Here is a 20,054-nt window from a genome sequence, read left to right on the forward strand (position 1 = left end):
TGAATAGTTATATGTTTCATTTTATATGCCAATTTGACACATGATCTGCTCTACTTGTTGTACGCATATTTTTTAAAGAGATCAATTAAAAGTTGTGCCGACGGTCCTACTTCTTGAGGTTGGTGATGCACTAAATAGACCGGATAGGTTCTTATGTTATTTTCTTCCATGTTGACTGGGAGAATGGGTAAATTTCGCGCTTCAACAATTTGCTGCGGTAACCAGGCAAAACCAATCCCATGCACGACACATTGAATTTTCATTTCTAAAGTGCTTACTTTCCAATGAAATTCAGAGCCTAACCAACCTTCATTGCGTTTTTTATTGAGTCCAGAATCCTGAGCAATGAGATAACGCTCATCATGAAGATCTTCGAGGGTAACCTGTTTTTGATGTAAAGGGCTGTCTTTGTGCGCATAAGGAAGAAAATGAACATCCATTAACTTATTCCCTGTATAGCCTTCGGGAATTTTTGAAATAAGAGCCAACTCGGCATCACCATTAATTAATTGATCACTTGGCCCCGATAATAACCCTTGATTGATAATCAGTTTGGTATGTTTATTCTTTTGGCCAAATTCTTGCAGCACGACCATCAATAGCGGAGATGGAAAGAGCTCATCGATAGCAAGTCGCAATGATTTTTCATGGTTTGATTTTAAATTAAGTGCTGCATTTTCTAGATTTTTTGCCGCCCGGGTAACTTGCCGTGAGCGCTTTAGCAATTCTACACCTTGTTCGGTCAGCACCGCTCTACGCCCTTCAAGTTGCAGTAATTGCAAACCTAACATATCCTGAAGTTTTGTTATCGTATAACTGATATTCGATTGGCTTTTATGCAGTTTTATCGCTGCTTTAGCAAAGCTTCCTTCATCAATTACCGTTTGTAAGACGCGCCATTGTTCAAGAGTAACTTTAGTCATTATTTCCCCAACCTAAATACATCTAAAAATTAGATATATTTGGTCAAAATTATGCGCTTTTTTTATTTAAATAGCTATTTATAATCAATTTGTTAGATTAATAAGGAGCGCTAATGAACAAAGTACTGTTATCACTCATTACGAGTGGTTTATTGATTCACTCAGTTTCTGGAATTGCAGGTTCAATCCAGGAGACCAACAAACACGTCGTCACGCAATTTTATCAAAAAGCATTGAATGAAAAGAATTTTGATGCAGCAAAAAATTACCTGGGTGCTTGGTATATCCAGCATAATCCTATGGTTCAAGATGGGATTGAAGGTTTAAAAAATTACATTAATTATTTGAAAAGCACTTATCCGCAATCGCATAGTGAAATTAAACGTATTTTTGCTGATGGGGATTATGTGATTATACATGTCCATTCTGTTTTAGAGCCTGGTACTCAAGGACTAGCCATTGTGGATATTTATCGTCTGGAAAACAATAAAATTTACGAGCATTGGGATGTAATTCAACCTATTCCTGCTGAGTCAGCAAACAGTAATGGAATGTTTTAGAACTCTCTCCCCACCTTCCCTAGCAAACATCTTCTCCCACAATGGGAGAGGGTGAAAACATAGGAACATATGGAATTTGACCATTTACAACACCTGAAGGAAATTTTGATTTTAAATCATCTACAAAGTACAATGATTTAAAATAGTTTTTCAATAAGATACAGGATGCTGATGCGGGGAATAAACTATCTACTAGATATTTAAAAAATGACCAATAACGGGAACCATTACCAGCAATCAGTACTAGATTTTCCCTTATTTTCATTTCTCTCCATTACTTATTATTGTATTTTTGTTTAGAGCTCTCCCTTTTGCTCTTCTTTAAGATATATGATATGTATTAGTCCACTCACTCTCTTGTTATTGCAATCGATTGCCATTGACTGTTATTTATTTCCATTTATTGATTCGTTTTTATTCTGCAAGGAGCGCTTATGACGTATCGCTTATTTCTTTAGCGCTTAATCACCTCTAAACCAACGGAGTATTGTTTAATCTTACTTACATCAAGGATACAAGATGAATGGGAAACAGTTTATTAACAAAATAATTACAGGGACATGGATGATGCTTGGCATGGCTTTTGTGCATGCAGGAACTCCATTATGGACATTTACACCCTTAACCACAACGAAAATCACGGTCGCTGCGAATGACACTACTACTGTGAAATATCAAGTCACGAATCAATCCAAAAAGTCGCATACATTAGCGATGAAAGCCATTCCTGGCGTGACGCAAGTAACTACAGCGGGCAATTGCCCCAATCCCTTTATTTTAGGCTACCAGCAATCGTGTATTTTGAATTTATCCATTAATGGCAGTGCCTTAAATGGGAATATCTTAGGCGGGCCTGTCGTATGCCAACAAGGCAATCCAAGCCAATGTTATCAGCCAAGTCGTGCCAACAGCTTGCAAATTACCAAAGGACCTGCAGTGGATTACACGATTGGAGGCTCTGTTTTTGGTCTTTCAGGGACTTTGGTTCTGGTGAATAATGGTAGTGATGCATTAACCCTCAATGCAGACGGAACCTTTACCTTTTCCAATGCCTTGCCTCCAGGAAGCTCTTATCTGGTCACGATACAAAGTCAGCCTGCAACCAAAACCTGTACCGTAACCAATGGCAGTGGCACAATCACCAATGCTAATGTAACCAACGTTATCGTGAACTGTTCTACCAATACCCGAACTGTAGGGGGTACTGTTTCTGGACTTGCAGCATCCGAATCCATGGTGCTTCAAAATAACGGCGGCAATAACTTAACCATCAACAGCAACGGCTCATTTACCTTTTCGGCTCCCGTTGCTCAAGGTGCAACCTATAATGTAACAATTCTGACTCAGCCAACAACTCAAACCTGTACGGTGACCAACGGCAGTGGCACAGCAGGTGCTTCCAATATCATCAACGTGCAAGTAACCTGCTCAACCAATGCTTATACGGTAGGAGGTACTGTATCTGGGTTATCTGGGACTGTTGTGCTGCAAAATAACAGCACAGACAATCTGTCCCTGAGTAGCAATGGGGCATTTACCTTTTCAACATCAGTAGCTCAGGGTGCACCCTATAATGTGACCGTATTAACACAACCAACAGGACAAACCTGTACGGTCATGAATGGCAGTGGCACGATGGGTGGGGGTAATGTCACTAATGTGGGGGTAAACTGCGTGATGAATACGACCACATTGAGCATGAGTATTAGCAATTTGGCCTTAAGTGTAACAGGGCTTACAGAATATGGGGTAAGCGGAACGCCTTCCTCCGGGCTTGCCCGTGTCATTACCATTACCAATACAGGAAGCAGTACCGCAGTGAACTTATCGATAACCCCGCCTACCTGGCCCGCAGGGACTGCACACTTGACAAACTGTGGCAGCACCCTGGCGGCAAGCGGCAGTTGTACCATTACCGTCACACCAGGCAGTACAGCGACCTCAGATGGCACCAATCCCTGTTCAAGTAATGGAACTGCTCCTCTTCCCGGAGCAGTTCAAGTGAGTGCTGACAACGCAACCACAGTATCCACCGATGTCGTTGTGTTAAGCTATGGCTGCATTTATCAAGGCGGTTATGTGTATGCTTTTGATGACACAACCCCAAATACCAGCAGTGTAGGCGGGAAAGTAGCCACAACATCTGACCAGGCTGCACCTTATCCCAATGGCATTGTGTGGAGTTCCAATGGCGGTACGGGTGGCGGAACTGGTGGTTCTGACCCTGTTGATGTAAGCTATGATACACTTCCTGGAATTGCTTTGGCATCCACATCTTCAGTAGGCTCACCACTTACGCCACATTTTCTTCATTTTTTGCAAGTACCTACACCAATCCTAATCCTTTTACCTCTGCATCTTTTTCCATGTGTAATGGAATATCAGATGGCTCTTGCAATACAAGCAACGCCGTGACGTTTTATAATCAATTCATTACAAATAATATACAAGGAAATGGAGGAACCCCTCCCTTTACAGCGTCTCCCGGGCCAACAAACATCACTTATTATGCTGCAGGATTATGCAAACAAACGATTGCTACTTATTCTGATTGGTACCTGCCTGCGATTTGTGAGATGGGATATGGAATTACTTGTGGCAATTCAAGCACCCCAACTCTGCAAAACATGCAATCCAGTCTTGTCGATTTTAATAGCCTTAACCTGCTTGGAGGCCTCTACTGGAGTTCTACAGAGGAATCTGCCAATCCGCAGTTCGACATATGGGAGCAGTTCTTTTCCCCAAGTAGCAGCAATCAGACCGACGTCCCTAAGCTCTTCCAGCTTGGAGTTAGATGTTCTAGGGCTTTAACCCTTTAACGCCTTTTTTTGACCTTGCCTTGCCTGACCGCAAAGCAGGTCATTAATTTTAGATTTACCATGCTGCGCTGTATATCGAGGTCACAATTGATTTTAAGAATTTTTGAAATCACCAACGAGTTTAGTAAATCAATTAGCACATGAAGAACAGATTTATAGAAAGCCACCCTTCATAGCGAACTTAGGTGATGACCATTACCAAGCTGATTTCATTTGATTTTTTATGGCAGAAAAAATTCCAGTCGATCTTTTATCGGCCAAGTCATTTCGCAATAGCGATCTATTAGATACACTTAAGATGTACAACTCATGGATTTTTCATTATGTCAAAACCATTTATCTCACAAATTCATCCTCCTGAATCATTTGTTGAACCTCCATTCTGGTTTATTTTCCATGGTGAAGACATTCTTTTACAGGACCATACCATACCGCAATTGATCAGTATTAACCTCCTCAACCTTTCTATTGAGCGGCAAATTTATTTAGGAACCTACGGCAATACGCCTTGTTTTGCAGCGCAAATCAGCACACAACCCTTTGCATTACCTCCCAATATGGCTTTTCAGCATATTCGTCAAGCGCATGAAATTCTGCGCGACGAAGATTTGTTTTTACTTGTTTCCAAGGCAAAGCAACTCTTGCATTGGGATAAAAGTACCCAGTTTTGTGGCTATTGCGGCCATCAAACCCAATACAGCACTAAAGAGCGCGCCAAAATATGTCCAGTCTGTAATTCATTAATTTTTCCGCAAATCGCGCCCGTTATGTTGGTATTAATCTGGCGAGATGATGAAATATTGCTGGCGCGTTCTCCTCATTTTATGCCTGGAATCTATAGTCTCTTGGCGGGTTTTGTAGAACCAGGAGAAATGCTGGAACAAACAGTGATGCGCGAAGTAAAAGAAGAGGTCAGTTTGAACATAAAAAATTTGCACTATTTTGCTTCTCAACCCTGGCCATTTCAAAGTAATTTAATGTTAGGGTTTATTGCGGAATACTACAGCGGCGAAATTCAAATCGATGTGACTGAAATTGAAGATGCCCAGTGGTTCTCAATAAAAAACCTGCCTCAACTACCCAAACCCATTAGTCTTTCACGTCAAATGATTGATAAATATTTAGCAATACGTCTTTGATAAATATAAAAATCTTCCTGTAAGTTTGCGGCGAATAAAGTACCTATTTATTGATAATGGGTACATCAAAATTTCTATCAATCTCTTAAGCGCGCTCCCCCCCGAGCAACATAGAACTTCTTCTAATCTGCGACTACACTTGTGTTATAAGCAGTATAAAAATGAGAGATCTCAAATGGACAAATCGAGGTTTTTAAGCAAGGTTCTTGGGATTTATTTGATCATTGTCAGTTTAGCTATGTTTGCCAACCTGCAGCAATTTACAATTTATGTTCAAGAGCTGCTCAAGGATGCTCCATTAATGTTGGTCACCGGCTTTTGGACTCTTATTATTGGATTACTTATGGTTGTAAGCCATAATGTTTGGCAATGGAACTGGCGGCTCTTAATTACCCTCATTGGCTGGATTATACTCCTGAAAGGGGCAAGCATGATTTTTTATCCACATTATGTTGATAGAGCGACTCTTGTTTTTATGCAAGATACAAATATTGCATACAGCGCAGCGGGGTTTGAGCTAATTCTTGGAATAATACTTTGTTACTTGGGCTTTAAACGGAGTCGAAAAGTAAAGTCTGTTGACCAAAAGAGTAGAAATGGGAACAAGTCCTAGTCAATGTATAGATTGTTAGGTTAAAGTATTATGTCCAGTTTTATTTTTCACTTAAGGGAATGGTAATGAAAATTTTAGCAAAATCACTTTTTTGTACTGTCTTTTTGGCCAATATTGCTTTTGCTGATGATGTATCACAATTTAATACACAAATCCAAAATCAGTTAAAACAATTGCAGGCACAACAACAGCAGCAAACACAACAAATGAACGCCCAACTCCAGGCGCAAATTCAAAAAGTACAAGCTGAGCTACAAGAACAAATACAATCAGTAAATACCCAACTGCAGACTCAGATAAAAACGTCACAAAGCCAATTACAGGCCCAAATACAATCGGTGAATTCACAGGTTCAACAATTAGCAAGTAAACAAGGTATGCAACAAGTACCTGTTCCGGCTGCTCCAGAAAAAACAAAATAAAGTAGGTCATGTATTATTCCCGCGCAAGCGGGAATTGTCTTTCGTTAGACCAATTTTATCCCTTCTCTTTTATATTTCTTCTTAGTCTGTTTAAGCAAAAAATGCATTAAAGGTATATAATTTAAATTGACCTGACTTAGAACAATAGAGATTTATTTACAAAGTCTAGAGGGAACGGGTGAGGGAACATGGCAAGACGTCAAATTGATTACCAAAAAGTGGCACAGGCTGCCGAACATGTTAAAAAGCAAGGCCGCGAACCATCGCTTACGAATGTATGTGAAGAATTAGGAATCATTACACCAACTCCTAACTTATCTATCCTTCTTGAAAAATGGTATCACACCCAACCCGAATTTCAGCGCTCTATTAAAGCCCCCCTTTCAGAAAATATTAATGTAAAAACCCATGATATTCTTGAAAAAAATATAGAATTGGAAAAATCCCTATCCCTGTTACGTGCCACGCTTGAGTCAACCGCAGATGGTATCATGATGGTGAATGGAAAAGGACAAGTAGTTGATTGGAATCAAAAATTTGTGGAAATGTGGCGGATTCCTTCTCATATGCTGGAATCAGGTACCGAGAGTATTGGTTTTGAATATATTTTACAACAACTAAGCAATCCTGAAGCAGTAATTGCTGATGTGAAATATCTTTATGAAAATCCGGAATGGCAAGGAGAATTGCCCGTTTTGCATTTTAAAGATGGACGAATTTTTGAACGATTCACCCAACCACAGCGAATAGGCTCCGAAATTGTTGGGCGAGTCTACAGTTTCAGGGATATCACTCAGAAATTGATGGAAGAAGATGAACTTCGTATCAGAGAGCGCGCCATTGAAGCAAGTACACATGGTGTTGCGATTCTTGATATTTCTAAACCTGATTTGCCTATTATTTATGTTAATAAAGCCTTTGAACGCATTACGGGATATAGTGAACGACAGATATTAGGACAAAATCTTGCATTTTTGCATGGAAGCAAGATAGAACATGTGAACCAAAAGCGAATAAATCTGGCAATTAAAGAGTTACGCGAAGAAACGGTCGAGTTGGAAAGTTACCGACGCAGTGGTGAAGTTTTTTGGGGTGAAGTAAGTGTTGCTCCTGTCAGAGATTCATTCGATAACGTGAGACATTATGTCTGTCTTCTTAATGATGTCACTCAGCGCCGCGAAATGGAACAACAATTAATTCAACAAGCAACTCATGATTCGCTCACAGAATTACCCAATCGCGTTTTATTAATCGACCGCGTGGATCAAGCAATTTTACAAGCCAAGAAGAAAGGGAGCATATTAGGCTTTTTATTCCTTGATCTGGATCACTTCAAAATGACAAACGATACTTTGGGGCATAGCATTGGGGACAGGCTGTTGCAGGCCGTCTCCAACCGTTTGCTTCTTGCTACGGATGATTTTGATACCGTTTGCCGCTTAGGAGGCGATGAATTTATTGTTTTGTTGCAGGATGTTGCCACCGAGGTGCAAGCACAACAAAAAGCAGAAGAAATACTGACTTCTCTAGCCAAACCCTTTCAGATTGATCAACATAATTTAAAAATCACCGGCAGTATAGGGATAAGCTATTACCCTAAAGATGGCGATGATTATGAATCATTAATGAAGAGTGCTGATTTGTCGATGTATCATGCGAAGGATAATGGCCGCAATACATATCGTACTTATGATAAAGAAATGAATATGCGTGTCATTAATCGCATGCAACTGGACAATGCATTACGTGACTCTCTAAAGAGAAATGAATTTCATCTGGTGTATCAACCCTTTATTAATTTAACTACAAATAAAATTATAGGCTTCGAGGCATTGTTGCGTTGGCACAGCCATATTTTAGGAGATGTTCCTCCCAATGAATTTATAAGCATGGCTGAGGAGAATGGCTTAATTCTTGATATTGGTATGTGGGTTTTGCAAGAAGCGTGCAGTCAACTTGTGCGCTGGCATCATCAAGGCTATGACCAACTCACTGTCGCTGTAAATATCTCGGGTCGCCAGTTCCGTCAAACTCATTTACCTGAGATAATTGAAAAAATTCTTCTTGAAACAGGCTTGCCTGCTAAATTCTTGGAGTTGGAACTTACTGAAAGCTTACTTGTTGATAATGTAAAACATGCTGTTGAAACAATGTATGAATTGAAAGACATGGGAACAAAATTAGTGATTGATGATTTTGGTACGGGCTACTCCAGTTTATCCTATCTCAAGCAATTTCCTGTTGATAAATTAAAAATTGATCGCTCTTTTATCAGTGAATTAGTCAATAGGGAAAATGATGCCGCGATCACAAAAGCAATTATCAATTTGGGTCATAGCTTAAATTTGGAGGTGTTGGCTGAAGGAGTAGAAACAGAGTTACAACGCGACTTTATTATGCAGCATGGATGTGACTATGCACAGGGCTATTATTTCGCAATGCCTCAAAAAGCGGAAGAATTAAAAGATTTTATTATTCATCATATTTAAACCTAGAAAAATTTTCCTATCATTTTCTTGAATTCTTTATCAAGTCGGTATGATTTTTGCTGTTAAAAATTACGATGCGATAGATGTAGCGTATTTTTATGTTGAATTGATTTATTAAAAATAGAACTCTTACATAACCTGTAGATTTTTGCTTATCGTGTATTTCGAGTTCTAATGCAGTCGTAGTAATTGTTGCCTGAATGAAGTCAATAGAGCGAGTCTCGAGGATTTTGTGACTCAACCTCAGATTAAATCCACGCCTTCATTTGAGGCTTCAATCGTTCTAAGGAGACTGGAATGAAAGAGGTAACCATTGTTGGTTCGGGTTTGGCAGGGAGCTTACTCGCCCTCTATTTAGCAAAAAGAGGATATAAACTTGAATTATTTGATGCACGACCTGATCTAAGGACCCTGCGTGCAGAGGATGGGCGTTCAATTAACCTGGCTTTGTCATGTCGCGGCATAACCGGCATGGCAGGAGTAGACATCATGCCGCAGGTGAAAAAACTCATGGTTCCCATGCGTGCTCGTGCGATTCATGAAATGCAGGGGCAGATTAAATTTCAATCTTTTGGGCGACATCAAAATGAATACATTAATGCAATTCAACGCAATGATCTCAATAAATTATTGCTTAATGAAGCAGAAAAGTATCCTGAAGTGACACTCAATTTCAACACGAAACTCATCGATTTGGATGTCGATAAAAAAATTGTCCTTTTTAAATTACCTGATGGCACCATTTTAAAACGAAACTACGAACTTCTAATTGGAGCTGATGGGGCAGGTTCAGCAGTTCGTGAACAACTTCATGCAAAGCACTTAGTGCATGCTTCACGTACTTACTTGCCTTATGGATATAAAGAACTCTCTATTGGTGAGCCTGCTCAAAAACATCTTATTCATGAACATTTACACCTCTGGCCAAGAGATGCCTTTTTGTTGTTAGGCAATCCTAATCTAAATCAATCAATTACAGGCTCCTTATTTTTGCCCTATGAGGGAAAAAATAGTTTTGCAGAATTGGATAATGAGTTGAAAATTAAAGCCTTCTTTAAAAAAACTTTCCCAGATGCATATGCTGATATGCCCCATTTAATTGAAGAGTTTACCCAACATCCTACAGGTAATATGAGTACTATAAAATGCGATCCCTGGTATTACCAGGATCAATGTCTGTTAATTGGAGATGCGGCACATGGGGTTGTACCCTTTTTTGGCCAAGGCATGAATAGTGCGTTTGAAGATTGTCGTATTTTAAATGAGCTTTTAGATAAATATCATGATGATTGGAAGAAGATAATGCCCGCCTTTTATCAATCAAGGAAAATAAATACTGATGCAGTGGCGCAAATGTCTATGGATAACTTCCATGAAATTCAAGTCGACATCAGAGATAGGCGATTCAATTTAAAAAAACAACTGGAGCTCGAATTAATGCATCGATATCCAGAAGACTATGTTTCAAAGCATGTTTTGGTAATGTTTACTAACACTCCTTATGCCGAAGCCCAAGCGCACGGGGAGTTACAAGCAAAATTTTTAAATAAAATATCTGACCAAGTGGAGCGAATTGAAGAAATAGATTGGACTAAAGTAGAGAAAGAACTTAAACAATATGACAAAAAATTGGCTAAATTGATTTGAATTTTAAAATCAATAAAAAATTCAAGGGGTTACTTTGTCAAAAATTTGACACGTAGGTTATTTTTTATTCATTTTTATTGGCAGATCACGCTTTTTTTATGAAAAAAAAGCAAAAATATCCTTTTTTCAGAGTTTTTGTGAGGGAAAATGAGAAAAAAGTTGGTATGCGGCATGCATTGTTCAAAGTGTCCAACAAAATTCTCATGGAGATGGCTATGAAAATCATACAAGATTATATTGATTCCAAACAACAAGAATTCATGAATCATCCTTTTTTTGAAATACTTGAACAATTGAAAAGTTTAAAAGAATTGAGTTACTTTGTTCCTGAACTAACTTTTTGGGCTATGACCTTCCAAGATATTTTAAGAATCAACGAAGAACGAGTGACTGACCCCTACTTAAGGAAAGTTGCCCGTCATCACAGACTCGAAGATGCAGGCCATGAAAAATGGTTTCTACATGATAAAAAATATATGGGGGCAGTGAATATCGACTCGGTAAATGATACGAATGATGTAAGTTGGCTCTACAGTAAAGAAACCCAACTAACTCGTGATGCTGCTTATGCTATTTTAGCCGAAGTTTATAAAGCAAATGATGAAATTCTGAATATTGTTCTCCTTTTAACTATTGAATCATCCGGACACGTTTTCTTTGAAAAAGTTGCAAAACAAGTGAAAAAAACTGGGGAAGATAAAAACCTTCAATATTTCTCCACATCACATTTGGAAGTAGAAATGGCTCATGCCTTGTTTGAAGAAGAAATGGAGCGCTCTTTATTTTCAAGACAAATATCAGTCCCCACTCGACGTGAAGCATTAAAATTGGTTGACCGCTGCTATGATGCGTTTAACAAAATGTTCGATGGCTTGATTATTGCTTGTAATCGAAGACTTGAATTGGCAAAACAAAGGAATCAGCAAGATGCTGCAAACAAAGAACCAGTGGAACTTATCTCAAATAAAGCAGTGTAAGAAAAAGTTTGGACAAGCGATGCTCAGTGATGAGCATTCGCTTGTTTTTTTTCGCGAAGATTTTGGCAAATTGATTCATTCCGCTCCAGTAGCTGTCTTTGAACCCGAGACTACTGAGGATGCACAATCATTCATACACTATGCTCATGAAAATCAATTACCTATAACGCTTCGCGGCAATGGCATGAGTCAAAGCGGTCAATCACTTGCGGTTTCCGGTGGAGTAATCCTCAATATGAAACACTTTGATCATGCATCGGAAGCTAATTCAGACTCCATTTGGGTAGAAGCAAATACTTCCTGGGCCTCTTTATTGGATAATTCGTTAAAGCAGTCCCTCATTCCCTATGTAGTACCCCATAATTGTAATTTATCAGTGGGCGGTGTGCTTTCTGCAGGAGGGATGGGAGCCTCATCAGGCAAATACGGCAGTGTAATTGCCCATGTCAAAGCCTTGGAAGTATTGATGGCCAATGGGGAATTGGTTAAAGCAGAAGAACACTCTTCTCTAATGCAGGCGTGTTTGGGTGGACAGGGACGTTTTGGTCTGATTACCAAAGCCTGCATTGCCTTAAGACCTTGTTTAAAAAATGTAAGGACATTCTTCGTGATCTATTTGGATAAAGACGAATGGCTTAATGATTTGCGTTTATGTCAAACAAAAGCAGATTATGTGGAATCATTTTGCACACCAGCCCTACAAGGTGCGAAGCTATCCGAAAAGGGGCGGTTGCCTTTTGCCCAATGGTTTTATTCCCTTCATGTAGCTCTAGAGTATGATAATCTTCCACCTGATTTTCATGATTTGGGATTAAGGCCCTGGCGTTTACTCCATACCCAGGATGAATCAATCCATTCTTATTTACATCGCCATGATTCTCGTTTTAATGCAATGAAAATGACTGGACAATGGGAATTACAACATCCATGGTATGAGTGCTTTATACCCGGTTCACAATTAAATAATTTGGAAGAGTTATTAGCTGCTTTGCCCTTACACTACGCAACGGTAGTACATCTTGCCCGGATAGCGCACCATACCCCTGTTGGTTTTTTACAACTTCCTAAAGACAAAGATATTTTTGCTCTAATGATCCTTAATCCAGGCTTACCCAAAGCATTAATCCCGAGTTGTTTAGAAACAATGAAACAACTGGACGCACTTTTTTTACCCCAAGGCGGCAAGCGTTATCTTTCCGGATATTTAGGAGACTCTCCGGATAAAAAATTTTGGCAAAATCATTTTGAAGAACACTATACAGATTGGCTTAAACTAAAAGCACTCTATGATCCGCAAAATATTTTTTGCTCTGCGTTACATCATGATTAATGCAGGCAGGGATCCGTCTCTCAAAATAAACCCTAGTTTAAATTAGCATTGTAGCTTGGGTGCAATGCTTTATATCCCTGCATGTCCCTACGCGCTATTTATTGGATAACGACTCAATACATCAAAAACTGACAATACACGAGCAAAGCGAGTGAGTAGTTTATGTGTTTTCACTCACTCTACTTTCAAAGCGATATCCCAGATGTATCCAAAAGGATCTCTGAGCCGGGCTTTTTTATCACCCCAAAATTCTATATGTGGTTCTTCGATTGATTTGCAACCTTTTTGTAATGCCTCAGTGTAAATCTTTTCTACATCATCAACATACATATAAAAGATAAACGGTGGGGTAGTGTTCGTTTCCCAAGGAGCTTTCCCATCAAAGTTAAATGCACCTTCTTGATTTAATGTGAAATTTGTTCCTCTATAACGCATTCGCGCAAAAACAACACGTCCCGTTTCATCAGGCAATTCAAAAATTGGCACAATACCAAAAACTTCTGCATAAAAATTCATTGCTTTTTTTACATCTGTGACCACTAACATGGCGGTTAACCAATTTAATCCCGGCCATGGATGCGGTCTATCATCCACATTATCAAACCAATTCAGCGACGAAAATGAAATTGTACTCATAACAATCCTCTGTAAAAAAACTTAAATTTTAGTTTAACGTGATTAATCAACCAATTAAATTCAATGCTTACTTCTTAGGCTTAAATTCCATTAAAGTAAATAAGCTATTCGTTGGATAACTGTTTTTAAAAGTAAATCCTGCCGGTTCAATTGATTTTTGCCATTCGGATAAGGTGCGTTGCCTGCCGCCTAATAAGACCATCATCACAATGTCCATCGTTTTATTTGGATGGGGCTTATCATCATCTGGCATGACTTGTTCAGCAATAAATAAAGTGGCATTTTGGGACATTTGGTGTGCACAGTTCTTTAATATTTTATGCATCATTTCATCATTAAAATCATGCAAAACTCCTTTAAAAATATAGGCATCTGCTGATGGGATTGTCGCAAAAAAATCTCCTTCTTGAAGCGTGACTTTATTGGAGAACTTATTAGGATCCAATTGACAAATAACTGCAGGGGTATCAAAAAGAATCGCTTTTAATTCGGGGTGTTGTTTGGTAATTGCATTCACCAGTCCTCCGCGCCCCCCGCCCATATCAACGAAACTGGAAAACACCGAGAAATTGAATGCATGGCTAATCGCTGCCTCATCATAAGAAGATAGTTTGGCCATTCCTCTATCAAAATTCTGCTGCTTCTCTGGATTTTTACTAAGAAAACTAAAAAAATCATCACCATGTTGTATTTCAAATGCTGGCTTTCCAGTATTAAGACTCATATCCAGCTGAGAAAAAGCTTGCCACCAAGTATCATCAACCATACACAATACATCGCGCATGGAGTGAGGATCATCGTCACACAGCGGTTTGGATAATTCGGTCAACGAATAAAAACCATTGTCGTAATTAAATAAATCATAACCACTTAGAAACTTTAATACTCTATCAAGCAATTCCGGCTTACTTTCTGTAACCTTCGCCAATTCATCAATCTTTTTAGGTCCAGATGACAGATGATTTGCTACACCTAATTTAGCTACAGCATGTAATGCTCGTGAAACGACATACCAACGTGACATGATGGCTAATTGAATATGAGGTTTATCCATTTGTGAGTGCATTTACAATTCCTTTTAATTCGGTTTATTTATTATTTGTTAATTGGATCAAAAAGTTAAGTGTTCTTGTTTATTTAAATTTCATGCCCAAAAAAATGTGCGCATTGAAACAGAACTATTCTCAATCCCTTCATAAATGAAAACGAGCTCGTCTTCACTGCGAGCAGCACCTAAAATATAAAGCAATGGAGAATAGTGATCACGGGTAGGAACACTCAGTTGTCCTGCAAGGGTATCACCATAATGGCGAATCAATGCTGCAAAATCTCTATTTATTAGTTTTTCCTTGAGCCATTTGTCAAATTCAATTGCCCAATCATAGGGTTTTGATTTACATTCCCAACTAATCTTGGAAAGGTTATGTACTAAATTACCGCTACCGACAATGAGAATATCTCGTTCTCGTAGCAAGTAGAGTTGCTGCCCAATGTGATAATGGAACTCATCAGGTTTTTCTATATCAATACTAAGCTGAACAATAGGGATACTCGCCCGAGGATATATATGGCGCATCACCGACCAAGTCCCATGATCCAACCCCCATTGCCCATCATCCAGATTGATTGAAGTCTCGGTAACAAGGGTTTTAATCAGTTCTGCCGTTTCAGGTGCTCCTGGGGCTGGATATACCACCTTACACAGTTTTTGGGGGAAGCCATAAAAATCGTGAATGGTTCTGGGATTTAGCATATGGGTGACCCAAGTGCCCGTCGTTAACCAGTGTGCTGAAATGCATACGATCGCTTTGGGTTGAGGAATTTTGTTACCTAATGCTTGCAAACTCAATGTAAATTTATTGGTTTGAATCGCATTCATAGGGCAGCCATGCCCTATAAAAAGTAACGGCATCCGCGCCTTAGGGTCCAAATGATCCTTTATGTCCATAATGAAGCACCGTAAATCCGTACTCGCTTAGTATCATATTAGTTCAAAAAAACTCCAGATGCTTAAATGCAAATCATTACTGCAAAGAAAAATGTCTATGCTACACAATGTAATGCTCGGGGTTGTACCTTGTATATTAGAGAAAACTTTAATTACCAATTTTAATGTGCTCAATTAATATTCTCTTAATCTATTTTTGTTATTTTTTGCGACAACTTAACTTTACTGAGATTAATTATGTGGCATTTGAAAGTAATGCGTGAATTGTTAAAAGTACTTCCAGAAATAAATAGAAATGAGGGAGAAACTTTTTTAAAAGAGCTTTTTTCATCTGTGGCGCGCGTAGTAAATAATCCTGAAATAGAGTTCTTCCTAGGTCTTGTTGAGAAATCTTTTTTAAAATTTGAGAATAAAAAACCTGGCTCAGTCTCTCTAACTGAATTCTCCAGACACATATTGGGACTTACTCTACTCTATATTTAATCCAGTAATGAACGCGCCATCTGGAATGTAGATTTCATCCCTACATTAGGAAAAATCGAGCAATTTTTAGATGTTGGGCAAGGAGAATTGATGATTAAGTTTCTCAACCGGATTGAAATAGAGACATTAGTAAGTTTAAATCACAGCTTGAATATCGATTTCGATCATTTACGATCCATTTTAAATAAATGCGCTACCTCAGAGCTCATTGAAAACGGTCTCTTGGGCATAGAAAACGGCACCGCAAGTATAGCTCAATTTTTTATTGATAATTATGCTTCAGAATTGAATAAAAATGATTCTAGTGCAGGGTTTAAACTGCTCGTCCAAGATGCCATGACATTAGTTGAACGTCAGAAAGATCAGATTTTACCATCAATTTCTTTTGCTAAATCACATCGATTAAGTATATTTCAATCGATTACAGAGAGTAGCGATGAGTCAGTAGCTACCTACAACAGCTCCCTGCCAATACGATAGTATTGAATTCCGGGAATCCACTCACCCAGTATATGAAGAAATTCCCTCCATCAATACTCACTGAATGGCACATAAGTTCAAAAAAAAAATTTATGTGCTAATTTTCAACTCTCTCTTGTAAAAAAAGGACCTACAGGTCAAAATCAATGCAACATAATATCCCAATGGCCGTCAATCTAAGAAGAATGTGGGTGTTGTCATTTCTGCGAAGGCAGGAATCCATCCATGATTAAGCACTTTGCCAAATATAAAAATGGATCCCCGCCTACGCGGGGGATGACAGAATTACTCAGGGATAGCAGGGTTACATAGGGATGGCAAGGTACATAGGAATGATGAATTACAATCTTTGGCCCCATAAATCATGAATAAAGAGCAATATAAAATTGTGACACTTACCGCCTTAGGCGGTGCATTAGAATTTTATGATTTTACGATTTACGCACTCTTTGCGTCCTACATTAGCCACAACTTTTTCGCAAACACCAATACGCTTATTGGATTAATTAATACTTTTGCCGTCTTTGCGCTTGGATATTTAGCACGACCTATAGGTGGCATGGTTTTTGGTCACTTAGGCGATAAATTCGGTCGAAAATCCGCCTTTTCACTCGCCGTTTTTATGATGGCAACCGCAACTTTGCTGATGGGATGTTTACCTAATTATCAATCCATTGGTATTGCAGCACCCATCAGCCTCATTTTTTTACGCCTGGTGCAAGGATTCTCTGTTGGTGGAGAAATTCCGGGAGCTGCCGTATTTACGATCGAGCATGTCCCTCAGGAAAAGCGAGGGTTTTCTATCGGTCTTGTATTCATGTGTATTACCCTTGGCAATAGCCTGGGTGCATTAGTAGGGTTTATTCTTACATCACTATTAAACCAGGAGCAAATGATGGCCTGGGGCTGGCGTATTCCTTTTGTAATTGGATTTGGCTTAGGGATTATTAGCTATATTATTCGCAGACAGTCAATTGAAACTCCTGTTTTTCTAACTATGTTAAAAGAAGAAAAATTACATCATCAACCATTTTGGGGACTGTGGCGTTTATCATGGGAAAAATTGCTCTATGCTTTTTTATTTACTGCCGTATCCTCCAGCATTATTTCGCTTTTTTTGTATTTACCTGCCTACCTTACTTCTATAGTGAAACTTAAGGTAACGCATACTTATTTAATTAATTTAGTAAGCTTTTTAAGTTTTGCAGTACTCACTGCAGTCTTTGGCAGCCTATCCGATCGTTGTAATCGTAAAAAATTACTTATGACTGGGGCCTTACTTTTGATTTTATCCTGTTACCCGCTTTTTTATGGTCTGAATCATTTTGGTGAATCGTTTATTTGGATCTTTACCTTATGTTTCGCTTTATTTGGTGCAATGATCAATGGCAGTTATGTAGTACTTATTAGTGAATCATTCCCAGCCCATTTACGTTATTCCGGGGTTGGATTTAGCTATAGCCTTGGTATTGCCTTATTTGGGGGAATTGCACCGCTTGCCTTTACTCAGCTCATCCACACATTGAAGTTACCCGAAGCGCCCGCTCTATACCTATTGATTTGCGCCTGTGCCACGCTCATCGCTATTCTGTGTTCGGAACCTCGAAAAAAAATACTCGTGCCTTAAGGCAGTGAATATACACGTCATTCATAGCATGGAAAGGTGTAAATGTTTCGAGGACCGAAGAGTCAAACTACACGGGCTAAGTCCATTATTATGTGCATTAACAAATCATTCTTTTTAATGAGTTCCGCTTTTTCCTTACATTCTTTGAAATTTAGTGACAAAAATGAATACCGCACAGGGGTAAATTGATATGTTGTATCATCGCTGAGAATGTAGTTCACGCACTCACCAAACTCTTCTTTACTTAGAGTTAAATCAGTATAGTAGTTACACAGTGCATCCATCACCCCATAAAAATTTTGCACCGCAGCTTCCAAAATTTCACCGGATTTCTTATTCGCTTCTTTTTCTTTAGTTGAGGTAAGATATGCTTCAACTTGCTCCATCAATAATTGCATTTGCGCGCGCACACCTCCAGATTTAGAGAGCTCAGACTCTCTTTCTTTTTTAGCGGCATCAGCTAAAGGTTCATACCATTCCCGATCGTTATTATCGCGATAATAGATTGTGAAGTTTTTATCTGCGCTCAACGATTGTTGTGCATAAGCTTCTTGAGTTAAGGAACACTGATAGTCAAAAATAGCGCCAATATTTTCAGCAGTGTAGTGTGAAGCACCTTTTCCCCCATGACCATCATATATCCCTACCAAAAAAGGTAACGACAGAGAAAGCGTTTGTACGGCAATTGAAATATTATCTTGTGAGCCCCATTCGAGGGCTTTATTGGCAAGCATTTTTGCTAATAGCTGTTCCTCTAGCGTTCTTGCTGAGGGTATTTCCTTTAAACAATTTAAAAGCCATTGCTCATGCTCTTTTTTAGTTTGGGACGCTAAAGGCTCGGTAAAACCATCACATGTTGTAATCAATTGCACTTTTCCTACGTTTTTTTTGGAGATACCTATATGTTCATAAAGTTTATCAAGGTAATTGATGTCGATACTTGCGTCAGCACAAACTACCTCAGCATCATAATCAAAATCTCCTATTGCCCGAGATACAGCCAACTGGCCATTGATGCGATCAAAAAAGACTGCTCCTCCCGCTCTTTGAATACGCTCTAGCTCAACATTGGGATGATGTATAATATTATTTAAACGCATTACACCTACTATCTCCCCCTGCGTGTCGAAAATCACTGCAAAAGAGATAGAGTCCGCTAAAGTTGCGGTGATCAAAGCGCCATGCCCATCATATACAGTCGTGGATGCGGTAGTACCCCCATACATCATATTACGGCCTAAAATATTAACCAGATGATAACTCGTCCACAACCGACGACCAATCTCTTGGGGGCTGAGGTATTTAAAATGATCTTGGGGATACCAACATGCAAAGGCCGCGTCCTCTTGGCTCGGACGCGCACCTATAGTTTCATACAAACCAAAATGATGTTCTTTTACAAATTCACATACATCAATCCCTTTATCATTAGGCAATGATGTAATGTGTTGAATACGCGGCATACTTTTTCCTAATTAACACGCTCCTGTAAAAAAATATAGCACATGACTATTCATCATTTTTACTCTTCCACTCACTTAAGCCCGCAGCAAACCTGAGAGTTCCTCACAAAATTTAACCAGGTAGCATGTCAATTGTTGCCCGTTATCCCTGCGAAGGCACACTACTGTCCGGTAAAAATTTTGCTCTCCTGCAATAGGTAATGTCCCTAAATTTTTTTTGTAGGCTCTTCAGCATTCATCTAGGCACATCACTTAATCTTGCTTCGATCTGCTCCCTCTCCCGCGCAAGGAATTTGAGTAGTAAGATACTGTTCTTCGGGGGAAGAGGGTTGGGGAGAGGGGGTGTCAAGAATCGGTTAATGTGTACAAGATGGCCTCAATAACCGACGCTGTTTGTTGTAGTACATCATTGTTCCAAAACGCAGTACTTTGAACCCTTGAGCATTTAGCCAAGCTGTTCGTTCTCTATCGTAGCTTTGATTATCAAGATGCTGGCTA

The 20,054-nt window shown here is 39.1% G+C and carries 20 protein-coding genes; 13 read left to right on the forward strand and 7 right to left on the reverse strand.

The annotated features are described in order from the left end of the window. Positions 1-50 precede the first annotated feature (50 nt). Positions 51-923, reverse strand: a complete 873-nt coding sequence (locus Lani_RS06510) for a LysR family transcriptional regulator (RefSeq protein WP_019234467.1) — start codon at positions 921-923, stop codon at positions 51-53. A gap of 113 nt (positions 924-1,036) precedes the next feature. Here Lani_RS06510 and Lani_RS06515 point away from each other — a divergent pair, with 113 nt between their 5' ends. Next, positions 1,037-1,483, forward strand: a complete 447-nt coding sequence (locus Lani_RS06515; RefSeq protein ID WP_019234468.1) for a nuclear transport factor 2 family protein — start codon at positions 1,037-1,039, stop codon at positions 1,481-1,483. Between the two features lie 19 nt (positions 1,484-1,502). Here the strand turns inward: Lani_RS06515 and Lani_RS06520 are convergent, their stop codons facing one another. Next, a complete protein-coding gene (locus tag Lani_RS06520) occupies positions 1,503-1,748 on the reverse strand; it encodes a hypothetical protein (RefSeq protein WP_019234469.1) in 246 nt (81 codons plus the stop codon). A gap of 254 nt (positions 1,749-2,002) precedes the next feature. On the opposite strand from Lani_RS06520, the gene Lani_RS06525 reads away from it, so the two are divergent. The 9 genes from Lani_RS06525 (at position 2,003) to Lani_RS06565 (ending at position 12,919) form a co-directional block, all read left to right on the forward strand. Further along, positions 2,003-3,898: a hypothetical protein gene (locus Lani_RS06525; protein ID WP_051045719.1), complete on the forward strand. Its 1,896-nt coding sequence runs from the start codon at positions 2,003-2,005 to the stop codon at positions 3,896-3,898. Next, positions 3,895-4,302 carry a hypothetical protein gene (locus tag Lani_RS06530; protein WP_019234470.1) on the forward strand — a complete coding sequence of 136 codons (408 nt, stop codon included), beginning with the start codon at positions 3,895-3,897 and terminating at the stop codon, positions 4,300-4,302. The genes Lani_RS06525 and Lani_RS06530 overlap by 4 nt, the downstream gene beginning before the upstream one ends. Positions 4,303-4,625: 323 nt before the next feature. Beyond that, positions 4,626-5,441, forward strand: coding sequence for an NAD(+) diphosphatase (nudC, locus tag Lani_RS06535; protein WP_019234471.1), 816 nt, complete (start codon positions 4,626-4,628; stop codon positions 5,439-5,441). Positions 5,442-5,616: 175 nt separating this feature from the next. After that, positions 5,617-6,054 carry a hypothetical protein gene (locus Lani_RS06540; RefSeq protein WP_019234472.1) on the forward strand — a complete coding sequence of 146 codons (438 nt, stop codon included), beginning with the start codon at positions 5,617-5,619 and terminating at the stop codon, positions 6,052-6,054. A 65-nt stretch (positions 6,055-6,119) separates the two neighbouring features. Next, on the forward strand, positions 6,120-6,476 hold the full coding sequence (locus Lani_RS06545) for a hypothetical protein (RefSeq protein WP_019234473.1): 357 nt from the start codon (positions 6,120-6,122) through the stop codon (positions 6,474-6,476). 188 nt (positions 6,477-6,664) lie between these two features. Continuing rightward, positions 6,665-8,965 (forward strand): sensor domain-containing protein, encoded by a 2,301-nt coding sequence (locus Lani_RS06550; protein WP_019234474.1) that lies wholly within the window; start codon positions 6,665-6,667, stop codon positions 8,963-8,965. A gap of 297 nt (positions 8,966-9,262) precedes the next feature. Beyond that, positions 9,263-10,612 (forward strand): FAD-dependent oxidoreductase, encoded by a 1,350-nt coding sequence (locus tag Lani_RS06555; RefSeq protein ID WP_019234475.1) that lies wholly within the window; start codon positions 9,263-9,265, stop codon positions 10,610-10,612. 215 nt (positions 10,613-10,827) lie between these two features. Further along, the gene (locus Lani_RS06560) at positions 10,828-11,589 is read left to right on the forward strand and encodes a hypothetical protein (protein ID WP_040522963.1); all 762 of its coding nucleotides are present in this window, start codon (positions 10,828-10,830) and stop codon (positions 11,587-11,589) included. Next, positions 11,540-12,919: an FAD-binding protein gene (locus Lani_RS06565; protein WP_019234477.1), complete on the forward strand. Its 1,380-nt coding sequence runs from the start codon at positions 11,540-11,542 to the stop codon at positions 12,917-12,919. The genes Lani_RS06560 and Lani_RS06565 overlap by 50 nt, the downstream gene beginning before the upstream one ends. A 174-nt stretch (positions 12,920-13,093) precedes the next feature. Here the strand turns inward: Lani_RS06565 and Lani_RS06570 are convergent, their stop codons facing one another. The 3 genes from Lani_RS06570 to ygiD all read right to left on the reverse strand — a co-directional run bounded on the left by Lani_RS06570 (position 13,094) and on the right by ygiD (position 15,503). Beyond that, positions 13,094-13,555 (reverse strand): VOC family protein, encoded by a 462-nt coding sequence (locus Lani_RS06570; RefSeq protein ID WP_019234478.1) that lies wholly within the window; start codon positions 13,553-13,555, stop codon positions 13,094-13,096. 67 nt (positions 13,556-13,622) lie between these two features. Next, complete coding sequence (locus Lani_RS06575; protein ID WP_019234479.1) at positions 13,623-14,621, reverse strand: methyltransferase; 999 nt, start codon at positions 14,619-14,621, stop codon at positions 13,623-13,625. Positions 14,622-14,699: 78 nt separating this feature from the next. Beyond that, positions 14,700-15,503, reverse strand: a complete 804-nt coding sequence (gene ygiD, locus Lani_RS06580) for a 4,5-DOPA-extradiol-dioxygenase (protein WP_040522953.1) — start codon at positions 15,501-15,503, stop codon at positions 14,700-14,702. A gap of 237 nt (positions 15,504-15,740) precedes the next feature. On the opposite strand from ygiD, the gene Lani_RS20145 reads away from it, so the two are divergent. From Lani_RS20145 to Lani_RS06595, 3 genes are all read left to right on the forward strand, one after another. After that, complete coding sequence (locus Lani_RS20145; protein WP_019234481.1) at positions 15,741-15,986, forward strand: hypothetical protein; 246 nt, start codon at positions 15,741-15,743, stop codon at positions 15,984-15,986. A 90-nt stretch (positions 15,987-16,076) separates the two neighbouring features. Further along, a complete protein-coding gene (locus tag Lani_RS20150) occupies positions 16,077-16,466 on the forward strand; it encodes a hypothetical protein (protein WP_019234482.1) in 390 nt (129 codons plus the stop codon). A 364-nt stretch (positions 16,467-16,830) separates the two neighbouring features. Further along, the gene (locus Lani_RS06595; protein ID WP_019234483.1) at positions 16,831-18,093 is read left to right on the forward strand and encodes an MFS transporter; all 1,263 of its coding nucleotides are present in this window, start codon (positions 16,831-16,833) and stop codon (positions 18,091-18,093) included. Between the two features lie 62 nt (positions 18,094-18,155). Here Lani_RS06595 and Lani_RS06600 read toward each other — a convergent pair whose 3' ends face one another. Both Lani_RS06600 and Lani_RS19695 read right to left on the reverse strand, forming a co-directional pair. Continuing rightward, positions 18,156-19,556 carry a PP2C family serine/threonine-protein phosphatase gene (locus Lani_RS06600; RefSeq protein WP_019234484.1) on the reverse strand — a complete coding sequence of 467 codons (1,401 nt, stop codon included), beginning with the start codon at positions 19,554-19,556 and terminating at the stop codon, positions 18,156-18,158. 356 nt (positions 19,557-19,912) lie between these two features. Then, a partial coding sequence (locus tag Lani_RS19695) for a DUF559 domain-containing protein (protein ID WP_238585181.1) occupies positions 19,913-20,054 on the reverse strand: 142 nt, incomplete at its 5' end.

This window comes from Legionella anisa (assembly GCF_001467525.1).
Lineage (GTDB): Bacteria > Pseudomonadota > Gammaproteobacteria > Legionellales > Legionellaceae > Legionella > Legionella anisa.

Bases quoted from the DNA above. Each gene is read 5' to 3' on its own strand.
- ygiD (WP_040522953.1), bottom strand. From the start codon at position 15,503: ATGGACATAAAGGATCATTTGGACCCTAAGGCGCGGATGCCGTTACTT.
- Lani_RS06560 (WP_040522963.1), top strand. From the start codon at position 10,828: ATGAAAATCATACAAGATTATATTGATTCCAAACAACAAGAATTCATG.
- Lani_RS06570 (WP_019234478.1), bottom strand. From the start codon at position 13,555: ATGAGTACAATTTCATTTTCGTCGCTGAATTGGTTTGATAATGTGGAT.
- Lani_RS06515 (WP_019234468.1), top strand. From the start codon at position 1,037: ATGAACAAAGTACTGTTATCACTCATTACGAGTGGTTTATTGATTCAC.
- nudC (WP_019234471.1), top strand. From the start codon at position 4,626: ATGTCAAAACCATTTATCTCACAAATTCATCCTCCTGAATCATTTGTT.
- Lani_RS06520 (WP_019234469.1), bottom strand. From the start codon at position 1,748: ATGAAAATAAGGGAAAATCTAGTACTGATTGCTGGTAATGGTTCCCGT.
- Lani_RS06525 (WP_051045719.1), top strand. From the start codon at position 2,003: ATGAATGGGAAACAGTTTATTAACAAAATAATTACAGGGACATGGATG.
- Lani_RS20150 (WP_019234482.1), top strand. From the start codon at position 16,077: ATGATTAAGTTTCTCAACCGGATTGAAATAGAGACATTAGTAAGTTTA.
- Lani_RS06600 (WP_019234484.1), bottom strand. From the start codon at position 19,556: ATGCCGCGTATTCAACACATTACATCATTGCCTAATGATAAAGGGATT.
- Lani_RS06575 (WP_019234479.1), bottom strand. From the start codon at position 14,621: ATGCACTCACAAATGGATAAACCTCATATTCAATTAGCCATCATGTCA.
- Lani_RS06545 (WP_019234473.1), top strand. From the start codon at position 6,120: ATGAAAATTTTAGCAAAATCACTTTTTTGTACTGTCTTTTTGGCCAAT.
- Lani_RS06550 (WP_019234474.1), top strand. From the start codon at position 6,665: ATGGCAAGACGTCAAATTGATTACCAAAAAGTGGCACAGGCTGCCGAA.
- Lani_RS06595 (WP_019234483.1), top strand. From the start codon at position 16,831: ATGAATAAAGAGCAATATAAAATTGTGACACTTACCGCCTTAGGCGGT.
- Lani_RS06540 (WP_019234472.1), top strand. From the start codon at position 5,617: ATGGACAAATCGAGGTTTTTAAGCAAGGTTCTTGGGATTTATTTGATC.
- Lani_RS20145 (WP_019234481.1), top strand. From the start codon at position 15,741: ATGTGGCATTTGAAAGTAATGCGTGAATTGTTAAAAGTACTTCCAGAA.
- Lani_RS06555 (WP_019234475.1), top strand. From the start codon at position 9,263: ATGAAAGAGGTAACCATTGTTGGTTCGGGTTTGGCAGGGAGCTTACTC.
- Lani_RS06565 (WP_019234477.1), top strand. From the start codon at position 11,540: ATGCTGCAAACAAAGAACCAGTGGAACTTATCTCAAATAAAGCAGTGT.
- Lani_RS06510 (WP_019234467.1), bottom strand. From the start codon at position 923: ATGACTAAAGTTACTCTTGAACAATGGCGCGTCTTACAAACGGTAATT.